The sequence below is a fragment of the Psychromonas sp. genome (assembly GCF_983033635.1).
Genome location: NZ_CEZLMY010000072.1, coordinates 5,958 through 17,310, shown reverse-complemented (window position 1 = coordinate 17,310; position 11,353 = coordinate 5,958). Strand labels below are relative to the sequence as shown.

The window sequence follows — 11,353 nt, the reverse complement described above, 5'->3', positions numbered from 1 at the left end:
GCGATCACTGTGGATAACGCTCATAAACTACAAGGCACTATTAATATTAATAGTGTGGGTGGCATTATTGGTGAGGAGCTCATCTGCAAGATAATTAATAATTTCATTAAACAATATCCAGATATAACGGTAACTTTGGATTTCAATAGCCAACGCGTTGATCTGCTAAGTGACGGATTTGATCTGGTCTTCCGCATGGGGAATTTAGATAACTCAGGATTAATCGCAAGGAAATTGATAAATATTCCGATTGATACCTTAGCGAGCCCCTTGTACCTAGAAAAACATGGTTATCCAAACCATCCTAAAATGTTACAAGATCACCTATGCATTACCGGATCGATTAATCACTGGCATTTTCATCATATTGAAGATGTTAATAATCAAGTTGAAATTCCGATTAAAGGGACGTTTCGCTGTAAAAATGGCAGAGTCATGCTAAATGGTGCGAAAGCAGGTAATGGTATTGTCCGTTTACCCACCCTTTACTGCCCTGATGAAATTAAAAATGGCGATCTAGTCTCGGTATTTAAAGAATGGCAGATCCCCCCTACACCATTATTTTTACTTTATCAGCAAGACAAATACCAACCCGCTAGAATCCGAGCATTTATCGATTTTGTAACGAAGCATTTCCAGAATTATTTAACACAGGTGGGCTAAATTGTTTTCTAACAAGCTGATATTACTTAAAAATAAAAGGCTCTAAAAATTAATAAATCTTAGAGCCTTACGTAAACAAAGTGTAGGGTAATTCAACTGCTCATAGTTATCTTAACTGCTGAGTATTAGTCAGTAAATCCAGAAAGCTTTTCTTTTTAGTTCAATTACTTGATTGCAGCTTTGAGTGCAGAGGTCACGGTATGGAAGTAACCAATTGCCATACGATCGCTATGACGCACATTTTAATTACCGAACATAGCAATCACCGTTTTTGATTCTTGATTAACTACGATAATTTGGCCATGAACACCAACTGCTACCAACCATTTGTCACCACCAAGGCTTAGTACCCTTTTACCCTGCCCTTATGAAATTAAAATGGAGAGCTAGTCTCGGTATTTAAAGAATGGCATATCCGCAGATAAACATCTGAAAACTCACTTTAATAACTTCTATAAAGTGAGTTTCCTTTTCTTCGCTTGATTACGTTATTGCTATGCACTGCACTTCGTCAGAATCCGCTAACAAAAGCTACCGATGGGTTTGAGGTTATGGCGATGCTGATAAAGCCGTCACCAGAAATAGCTAATGCTCTGTCCAATATCTCATCCGTGTAGCCTGAAATGTAATCAGAAGTGCGTAATATGCCACTGCTTTCATAGATCCATATATCCGTTGGTCCGTACGAGCTACTGCTGGCTCCATGAAGCGCGTTATCGGGACCAATTTCGACTGCGGTCGGATAGGAATCTGCAGGTAGGTTTACGCCAACGGTCATCGTGTCGATATTGATAGGAATAAAGACGTAAGGCGCACCACTAGCCGTATAAGCTATCGTGCCCTCATTATTTAATGCCACATCACGGCCATTACTGCCAGTACCATGCGGCACTGCACCGTCAATCATTGAAACCAATACTTGATCGCTGTAACTGCTGTAGTTAAGGTCATAGCAAGTTACTGTATAGGGGCTGATACCAGAATTAACTGCACAGAAGCGATTACCAAACAGGCTGGCATCCAGATAGTTAAAACCATAGTAAGAACGGTGAGCATCGCCAACATAAAGAGTACCTGTTTGCGCGTCATATAGATTACCGTAGCCTGAGATTAATAACTCTCGATCATTTGTTTTTGATAGGGTAAAACCTGCTGCTAGTGAATCAGTACTTGTCCAACTACTGCGATTGCTAGTGTTATCAAGGTCAATGATGATTACCGAATCATCATTGGTGTCGGCAACATACAGATACTGACCATCGGCACTCACCTCCATCTCACCCAGAGTGGTTCCCACTGCGCTGATGGTAGTGACGGAAGATTGATCATAGACGTTATAAACATCGATACTAGTTCCGCCCGCATTAAGATAAACATAGGGGCGAACAGGATCTGAGGTCACTTTCGAATATGTTGCATTAATAGATGTGCTGGCAGCCGGATCGCTACTGCCTACCCAGAAGCCGACATTAATGGTCTGCGAATTTTCGATACCAGCATCACTTGAGCTCACTGTAATTGTCGCAGTATGCAAGGTATCAACCGTAAGGCCAGCTGCATCAGCGGTTATGGTTAACACATCAGAGATGGTGCCTGCTGCGGTAACCGTTATCCATGGCGCAGATGTGGTCGCGATCCAGTTGGTTGACGTTAAACCATAACTGTCGAGGATATCAACGCTATGGCTTAATTTATCCACAGTTACAAATTTTGACAGTGCAACGCCACTGTCTGGCACCAGCAGGAGATGTTTAGAGGCCAGTACCTCGACATCCAATGTAGCGCTAATCTCCTCGTCCATAACGGTTGCAGTAAAGATAATTTCACCATCGTACACGCCCTCAGTTAATTCGGCGGGATCAATTACTTCAACATCAATGCCTGAAAGGTTTTCACTCACGGCCGTAACCGCATCCACGCTGAAAACTCCACTATTGGGGAAATTGATGCTGTAGGTTAAGCCATAGCTGTTATTCCCAGTGTTAAGAGAGATCTGCAACGATTCAGCCAGATCTTTCCAACTGTATGTACCATCTAATTTAATGGCACCGACAGACAAAGAGAGTGTCGGTAGGATTATATCTGTAGTAACTGCAATTGTCTGTTCGCTTGCATCCAGTTTATTAGTAAGCGTCAGCTGCGCTTCATGCAGCCCAACACTCAAGCTGTTAGCATCAACTGTCAGGGTAACCAGCTGATCACCAGAGCCACTATTTTGACTAAGTTGCAACCAAGCCGCTGAGCTACTTAAGGTCCAATCAATATTAGTGCCACTGATTTCCAGAGTGTGACTTATGATGTCACTGTCGCCTAGAACCGGCGTCGAAGTAAACTTTGCGCTATTGGTTGTTAACGGCTCGAAAAGTTCAGGATCCAAAGGATAGTAATCGCTAACATCTGGATGACCGTCATTGTCATCATCGTTATCTTTACTATCATCTATGCCGTCGTCATCGGTATCATCTGAAGCGGCAGGGTTGAGCGGAAACTTGTCATTAATGTCATCTACGCCATCGCCGTCATCATCGACATCCGCATTGTTACCGATACCGTCACTGTCTGTGTCTATCTGCTCATTGGCATCATTGGGAAACTTATCCACAAAATCGGAGATACCATCACCATCAGAATCCTTCCCATCGTAATTTGTCAGCATAAAAGTTGTACCGTTTTCGGAACGCTGCACAATCCCCATACCTTCTACCAGCCAAAGCTCTCCAGACCAGGGGATATCAATATTGAGCCCTTCAATGGTTGCACTGACTGAGATATTATAACTGACATGGATAGCTTCAAAAGTCCCGTAAGGCACGGTAACAGTTTCAACACCGTGAAAGGTACTGGTTCCTGTTAGTGAAGTCCCCCGGAGACCATACGAGGGCTTAATGTTTACCGTACCACTTGTGTTAATACTGCCAGTAGCACCGCTTAAATAGCCTGATTTCCATAAAACCAACGCTTCATCAAACATGAAATCAGCGTTAAAAGTACCTACACCAGATACGAGGATAGATGGAGCGTAAAATCCTTTTATGGCTATTTGAACGTTATCGGTAGAGTAATATTCTTTCCCGCTGGTTGGGTAGACCAACACATCGAGAGAACGATTATCAACAACGATAGCGTCAGAAAAACGCACTCCACTGGAGGAGTCATTGTAATACCAAGTGCTACTCTTATCCGGCGGTAAATAGGGGTTTAGTTCTTGCCCTGTAATTACAGCAGTGCTGCTCTCATCTGAACCACCACCACAGGCAACTAAGGTGAACAGCAAGGAGATCAATACTCCCTTTTGGAGAATACTAAAATATAAACTAAAGATTGTGAAAGAATTCGAACTAGTAGACAGCATTATTACACTACTCCTCCATAAGTATTATGTGGACTAAAACATAGTCAAGGTTAATGATTCTACCCACGAAAAGTAGACACCATGAAAATTATGGCCTTGTTGAACGGAAAGGCTGGACATCCATACCTTATATTCATTTAAATCATTGCGTTAAGCGATGTATGTTATACAAACCAACTAAATATTCCTATTACGCACTATTACATCTAAATAGAAACAAAACATAAGAAGCGAGACACCCATAACTTTATTGTCTTTCAAAAAACCAACTCGGTTAGCGTTTTTCTTGATCTGTCAATTCCTTTAGCAAGTGAAACAAGGTGGGCGAATTGAACGCCAGTTCAGGTTTATAAGCGGGCTAAGCTCTGCATCCCCTACTTACTCTTGCAGTTGAAAGAAAAGTAACCAGCTGTCAAAAGCGGAAGAGCAACTATGAAAGTTTAACCACACGTTACAAAAAAAATCCTACGCGCAAAACAATTCGGCTAGGACTATATTTCGACTATAGGTAGTTTTTGGCGAAATCAGTAACAATAGATGGTGAAACAAAATAGCTAAAGCTAATAATTAGCTACTATCAATAACTAATCTCTCGTAAGTTACTTGTTCAGTGTTTCAAACAGGAAAAGGCATTTGCCTGACCATTATTGCTTATCTTTGCTTTAACTTGTGTTTATTTAGCAGTTCTTTACAATACCTTCATTATTTAAAAGCTAGGAAACAATGATGAACAGAAAGAAAAAAATGAACAGTATTCTCGACAAACGTATTAAAAGAATGAATGCTAAAAACAACCCTAGCCACAAACCGAAATATATTTCAAAAGCGGAACGTGCAAAATTAGAGGCATTGGAAAACAATTCAGCCCTAGAGAATGAAACTGCAGGCGATGAATAATCATTAAAAATGCATAAGTATTCGAATTTATCTTTATTATGCTCAAAAAACAGTTCACTTTTCATAACTAGATTGATATTCTACAGACAATTAAATTTAAAGAGATTTACGTAACCGTGAAAAAAGTTATTCTGAAAGCACAACATCATCACCATATCACCTAATCTTTCAGGATTTTATTCTTGGGAGAGGTTTCATGTGCTTCCAGTGGTTACCAACAAAATTAACCCCCGGAAGGCAAACCTCCCGAGGGTTTTTTAGTTTTTAAGGCAAGGAAATTGACTATGTCAGAGCAACGTTTAAGAATCGCAATACAGAAAAAAGGTCGTTTAAGCGACGATACCGTTAAGTTATTAAAAGCATGTGGCGTTAAAGTAAATTTAAACACACAGCGTTTAATTGCCCACAGTGAAAATATGCCAATTGATATTCTTCGTGTACGCGATGACGATATTCCTGGTCTAGTAATGGACGGTGTGGTTGATCTTGGTTTTATCGGTCAAAACGTACTAGAAGAAGAGAGCATGATGCGTGCTGTAGCTAACGAGCCTACTGCACACAAAGTGGTTAAAGAGCTTGCATTTGGCGGCTGTCGTTTTTCTCTAGCTGTTGATAATGACTTTGATTACCAAGGTGTTGAGTCACTTGCAAATCTTCGTATTGCTACAACTTACGTGCATATCCTGAAACGTTTTATGGAAGAAGCAAACGTACCTTACACATCTTGTATGTTAACCGGCTCAGTTGAAGTTGCTCCACGTGCAGGTCTTGCTGATGCGATTTGTGATCTTGTTTCAACCGGTGCAACACTTGAAGCAAACGGTCTTAAAGAAGTAGAAGTTATCTACCGCTCAACAGCTGTTTTAATGCAAAGAGAAGAAGCATTAAGTGCAGATAAACAAGATTTAGTTAACCGTATTTTAACTCGTATTGATGGCGTTCAATCTGCTAAAGAGTGTAAATACATAATGTTGCACGCACCTAAAGCCAACTTAGAAGCAATCAACAGCCTTCTTCCAGGTTCAGAGCGACCAACGGTAATGGAACTGGCTGGTAACAGTGACCACGTTGCACTGCATGTGGTAAGCAAAGAAAATCTATTCTGGGAAACAATGGAACAATTAAAAGCATTAGGCGCAAGCTCTATCTTAGTTTTACCAATTGAAAAAATGATGGAGTAAACATGCAAACTGGAATGCAGACTGTTAACTGGTCAGGTTTATCAGGCGAAGAGCAACAACAATTGCTTTCTCGCCCGGCAATGGCTGATTCTTCGGCACTCTCGAGTACTGTGTCTGAAATCATTACTGCTATTCGAGCGACGGGTGATAGTGCCCTTCTTGATTACACCAAACGTTTTGACAAACTCGATGGTAATAACTTCAGCAAAACAAGTGACGATATCGAGCAAGCAACAGCACGTTTAGGCGATGATATTAAAAATGCGATTAAAACCGCTTATCAGCAAGTTGTTAAGTTCCATCAAGCGCAAAAGCAGGATGTGATCCGTGTTGAAACTATGCCTGGTGTTGTTTGTGAAATGCATACGCAAGCAATTGAGTCTGTTGGTCTGTATATTCCAGGTGGCAGTGCCCCGCTTCCTTCAACTGTTATTATGACGGGTGCTCCAGCGCAAATAGCAGGTTGTTCCCGTTTAGTTTTATGTTCACCTCCTCCACTGGCTGATGAAATTTTATATGCAGCATCACTTTGTGGCGTAGATGAAATATATACTGTGGGCGGCGCACAAGCCGTTGCGGCTCTTGCTTATGGTACAGAAACTATTGCAGCTGTTGATAAAATATTCGGCCCGGGTAACGCGTTTGTAACAGAAGCTAAACGCCAAGTCAGTAATGATTTTGCAGGTGCGGCTATTGATATGCCGGCAGGTCCTTCGGAAGTATTAGTGATTGCAGATAAAGATGCAGATCCTGCGTTTATCGCAGCTGATCTGTTATCACAAGCAGAACACGGCCATGATTCACAATCTATTTTAGTCACACCTTGTGCAAAGATTGCAGAACAAACCGCAATCGAGATTAACAAGCAAGTTGCTGTATTAGAGCGCCGCGAAATTGCAGAAAAAGCATTAGCACACAGCGTTAACATTATTTGTGAAGATCTCGACCAAGCGGTTGAAATTTCCAACCGTTATGCACCTGAGCATCTGATTGTACAGACAAACGACCCGCGTGCTTTACAACCTAAACTGAAAAATGCCGGTTCGATATTCTTAGGAGCCTGGACACCAGAGTCTGTCGGTGATTACGCCAGTGGTACTAACCATGTATTACCTACTTACGGTTATACCCGTACCTATTCAAGTTTAGGTTTGGCTGACTTTAGTAAACGCTACACAGTGCAGGAGCTGACTTCTGATGGTTTACGTAATTTAGCGCCGACGGTAACCTGTCTTGCTGATGCTGAAGGTTTAACTGCACATAAACGTGCGGTAACTATCCGAATGGATAAATTAAATAAGTAAAAACAGATTAATTAAACGGGGCAAAAAATAAGCAGGCTAAAATCTGCGCCCCACATTCAGCAATTGTCAGCTAGGGAAGATAGAAAGACATGAGTGATATCAAACACCTCGCCCGAGAAACGGTGCAAGCATTAACCCCTTACCTTTCTGCTCGTCGTATTGGTGGAACAGGTGAAGTTTGGTTAAATGCTAACGAATCACCGGATTGTAATGAGTACCAACTCGACTCAAGTAAACTCAATCGTTATCCTGAATTTCAACCCCCTGCATTAATCAGTGCTTACGCAGAATATGCCAACCTGAAAAACACACAAGTACTGACAACACGCGGTGCAGATGAAAGCATTGAGATTCTAATTCGTACTTTTTGTGAACCCGCTTTAGACAGCATCTTAATTTGTCCGCCAACTTACGGTATGTATGCGATTAGTGCAGAAACATGCGGAGTCGCAATTGAAGAAGTGGCACTTGATAGTAACTTTGATGTTGATTATCAAGCAGTAAGCGAAGCGGTAAATAAAGAAGCTAGCCAAGTTAAAATTGTCTTCTTATGTGCTCCTAATAATCCGACTGGTAATATGCTCGACAAACAAAAGTTAGTTGAACTATTACAAGCAACAAAAGGTAAGGCTTTAATTGTTGCTGATGAAGCTTATATCGAATTCTGTCCGCAGCTGACCCAAGCCGATTTGATCGACCAACATGAAAACCTGGTTATCACACGAACTTTATCAAAAGCGTTTGCCTTAGCATCAATTCGCTGTGGTTTCACCTTAGCACAGTCAAGTGTTATTGATATGTTATCAAAAGTGATTGCGCCGTATCCGGTGCCGGATCCGATTGCACAAATCGCAACACAAGCATTATCAGAAAACGGTTTAGAGATCATGCGCGAGCGTGTGGCAATCTTAAATAACAACCGCGCTGTATTACAGCAACAAATTCAAACACTACCTTGTGTAAAAGAAGTCTTTCCAGCAACGGGTAACTACTTGCTAGTGCGCTTTGAAGACTCCGCCAAGGTATTTAAAGCATTCGCTAAAGACGGCATTATTATGCGTGATTTTGCCAATAAAGCACGTTTGGAAAACTGTATTCGTATTACCATCGGCTCAAAAGCTGAAATGGAAAGCACACTTAAGACTTTAAACTCGCTGTAGGGATAAAAAAATGAGTAAACAAAAATTTCTATTCATCGACCGTGATGGAACGTTAATTGATGAACCAATCAGCGATAAGCAAGTTGATAGTTTAGAAAAATTAAAATTTGAAGCAGATGTAATTCCAAGCTTATTAACACTACAAGGCGCAGGTTATATTTTAGTGATTGTATCTAACCAGGATGGTCTAGGTACGACAAGTTACCCGCAGTCTGATTTTGATATCCCACAAGATAAAATGATGGAAATATTTGCTTCTCAAGGTGTTAAATTTGAAGCTACCCTGCTTTGTCCACATTTCATCGATGATAACTGCAGTTGTCGTAAACCGCATTTAGGCATGGTAAGCGAGTACCTAAAATCGGGACGTATCGATTTTGCTAACTCATATGTAATTGGTGATCGCCATACAGATATTGGTCTGGCCGACAATATGGGCTTGACAGGTATTTTATACAACAGAGAAACATTGAATTGGAAAGCTATTGTTAAACAGCTAACCAGCAAAGGTCGTATTGCATCGGTAACACGCACCACCAAAGAAACCGATATTAATGTACGCGTTGATTTAGACACAACGGGTGAGAACAATATCGATACTGGCATGGGTTTCTTCGATCATATGTTAGATCAAATTGCCACTCACGGCGGTTTCCAAATGGATGTTAGTGTTAAAGGTGACTTGCATATTGATGATCACCATAGCGTTGAAGATACTGCGCTTGCATTGGGTGAAGCATTAAACAAAGCCTTAGGTGATAAGCGTGGAATTGGCCGTTTTGGTTTTGTACTGCCTATGGATGAAACAAAAGCCAGCTGTACATTAGATCTTTCAGGTCGTCCGTACCTAAAATTTAAGGCAAACTTCCCTCGTGAATTAGTGGGGACTATGTCTACTGAGATGGTTGAGCATTTCTTCTACTCATTAGCACAATCGATGGGCGCAACACTGCATCTTGAAGTTGAAGATGGTAATGCGCACCATATGGTTGAAGGTTTATTTAAAACATTTGGCCGTACACTGCGCCAAAGCGTGCAGATTGTAGGTACCGATCTACCATCTAGCAAAGGTGTTTTATGATAGTTATCATTGATACAGGTTGCGCTAATCTTTCATCGGTTAAATTCGCCATCGAGCGTTTAGGTTATCAAGTCACTGTCAGTAAAGAGCCGGCTATTTTGCAGCAAGCTGACAAACTGTTTTTGCCGGGCGTTGGCACTGCTAAAGAAGCGATGGCTAACCTAATCGAACGTGATTTAGTTGAACAGATTAAAAACCTTACCCAGCCTGTTTTGGGTATCTGTTTAGGTATGCAGATGTTAGCGGCAGCCTCTGAAGAGGGTTTTGGTGAGCAACCAATTATTAAAACTCTTGGAATTGTCGAAGGCAATATCGAAAAAATGGATGTGGCACCACTTCGTTCTCCCCATATGGGCTGGAATCAAGTAACACCTAAATTGGATGAGCCGCTATTTAAAGATATCCCAGCGGGCAGCTACTTCTATTTTGTACATAGCTATGCCCTGCCAGTAAATGACGATACGATTGCAAGTTGTGATTACGGTAGCCCATTTACAGCAGCTGTTAATAAAGATAATTTTTACGGGGTGCAGTTCCACCCTGAACGTTCGGGTAAAGCCGGTGCGCAACTAATTAAAAATTTCCTGGAGCTTTAAGATGATTATCCCAGCATTAGACCTTATCGACGGTAAAGTAGTTCGTTTGTACCAAGGTGATTACGCACAAAAAACTGTTTACAGTGATGATCCACAAAGCCAATTTACTATTTACAACAAGCACGGTGCAGACTGGTTACACCTGGTAGATTTAGATGGCGCAAAAGATGTTACGAAACGCCAATTAGATGTGATTGCTAGTTTGATAAAAAATACTCCAGCTAAAATCCAAATCGGTGGCGGCGTTCGCACAGAACAGGATGTTAAAGACTTATTAGATGCAGGCGCGCAGCGTGTGGTTATCGGCTCAACAGCGGTTAAAGAACCGGCAATGGTTGCTGGCTGGATGGAAAAATATGGCGCCGAACATATCGTTTTAGCACTTGATATTAATATCGATGCAGATGGTAATAAGATTGTTGCTGTTTCAGGTTGGCAGGAAGCAAGTGGTCAAACCATTGAATCACTACTTGAAATCTACCTGGCGGTTGGCCTTAAACATGTACTTTGTACTGATATATCTAAAGATGGCACATTAACGGGCTCTAACGTTGATCTTTATAAAGAGATGGCGGTTGCTTACCCGCAGGTAGCATGGCAAGCATCTGGTGGTATCGGATCTTTAGATGATATCGCAGCCGTTGCTCGCTCTGGCGCATCGGGTATGATCGTCGGTCGTGCACTGCTTGAAGGTAAATTCAATGTTAAGGAGGCTATCAAATGCTGGCAAAACGCATAATTCCTTGTCTGGATATTAAATATAGTCAGTTTGTAATGGAATACCTCAATAACGTTAAGGGGAATACTCCATGCTAGCAAAACGCATAATTCCTTGTTTGGATGTAAAGGATGGTCAGGTCGTAAAGGGTGTGCAATTTCGCAACCACGAAATCGTCGGTGATATTGTACCACTGGCTAAACGCTACGCTGAAGAAGGCGCTGATGAGCTGGTTTTCTACGATATCACCGCAAGCTCAGACTCCCGCGTTGTTGATAAAAGCTGGGTTAGCCGTGTTGCAGAAGTGATTGATATTCCATTTTGCGTAGCAGGCGGTATCAAGACTGAAGAAGATGCGCGCCGTATTTTAGAGTTTGGCGCAGATAAAGTATCAATCAACA

At 41.5% G+C, this 11,353-nt stretch carries 10 protein-coding genes and 1 other annotated feature; of the genes, 9 read left to right on the top strand and 1 reads right to left on the bottom strand.

Annotation, left to right across the window (positions count from 1 at the left end):
* On the top strand, positions 1–663 hold a 663-nt coding region (locus tag AC4GME_RS10860), incomplete at its 5' end, for a substrate binding domain-containing protein (RefSeq protein ID WP_490379387.1).
* 511 nt (positions 664–1,174) lie between these two features.
* Here AC4GME_RS10860 and AC4GME_RS10855 read toward each other — a convergent pair.
* Positions 1,175–3,937, bottom strand: coding sequence for a hypothetical protein (locus tag AC4GME_RS10855; RefSeq protein ID WP_490379386.1), 2,763 nt, complete (start codon positions 3,935–3,937; stop codon positions 1,175–1,177).
* Positions 3,938–4,738: 801 nt separating this feature from the next.
* Here AC4GME_RS10855 and AC4GME_RS10850 point away from each other — a divergent pair.
* From AC4GME_RS10850 to AC4GME_RS10815, 8 genes are all read left to right on the top strand, one after another.
* Positions 4,739–4,912 carry a DUF2986 domain-containing protein gene (locus tag AC4GME_RS10850; RefSeq protein WP_490379385.1) on the top strand — a complete coding sequence of 58 codons (174 nt, stop codon included), beginning with the start codon at positions 4,739–4,741 and terminating at the stop codon, positions 4,910–4,912.
* Positions 4,913–5,051: 139 nt separating this feature from the next.
* Positions 5,052–5,174, top strand: a sequence feature (His leader region).
* Between the two features lie 22 nt (positions 5,175–5,196).
* Positions 5,197–6,093, top strand: a complete 897-nt coding sequence (gene hisG, locus AC4GME_RS10845; protein WP_490377270.1) for an ATP phosphoribosyltransferase — start codon at positions 5,197–5,199, stop codon at positions 6,091–6,093.
* Positions 6,094–6,095: 2 nt separating this feature from the next.
* Entirely contained in the window at positions 6,096–7,397 is a 1,302-nt protein-coding gene (gene hisD / locus AC4GME_RS10840; RefSeq protein WP_490379384.1) for a histidinol dehydrogenase, read from the top strand.
* Positions 7,398–7,486: 89 nt separating this feature from the next.
* The gene (gene hisC / locus AC4GME_RS10835; protein ID WP_490379383.1) at positions 7,487–8,557 is read left to right on the top strand and encodes a histidinol-phosphate transaminase; all 1,071 of its coding nucleotides are present in this window, start codon (positions 7,487–7,489) and stop codon (positions 8,555–8,557) included.
* 10 nt (positions 8,558–8,567) lie between these two features.
* A complete protein-coding gene (gene hisB, locus AC4GME_RS10830) occupies positions 8,568–9,638 on the top strand; it encodes a bifunctional histidinol-phosphatase/imidazoleglycerol-phosphate dehydratase HisB (RefSeq protein ID WP_490377273.1) in 1,071 nt (356 codons plus the stop codon).
* Positions 9,635–10,234, top strand: a complete 600-nt coding sequence (gene hisH, locus AC4GME_RS10825; RefSeq protein ID WP_490377274.1) for an imidazole glycerol phosphate synthase subunit HisH — start codon at positions 9,635–9,637, stop codon at positions 10,232–10,234. Before hisB ends, hisH begins: the two co-directional genes overlap by 4 nt.
* Before the next feature lies 1 nt (position 10,235).
* Positions 10,236–10,973, top strand: a complete 738-nt coding sequence (gene hisA, locus AC4GME_RS10820; protein ID WP_490377275.1) for a 1-(5-phosphoribosyl)-5-[(5-phosphoribosylamino)methylideneamino]imidazole-4-carboxamide isomerase — start codon at positions 10,236–10,238, stop codon at positions 10,971–10,973.
* A gap of 70 nt (positions 10,974–11,043) precedes the next feature.
* A partial coding sequence (locus AC4GME_RS10815) for a HisA/HisF-related TIM barrel protein (protein ID WP_490379382.1) occupies positions 11,044–11,353 on the top strand: 310 nt, incomplete at its 3' end.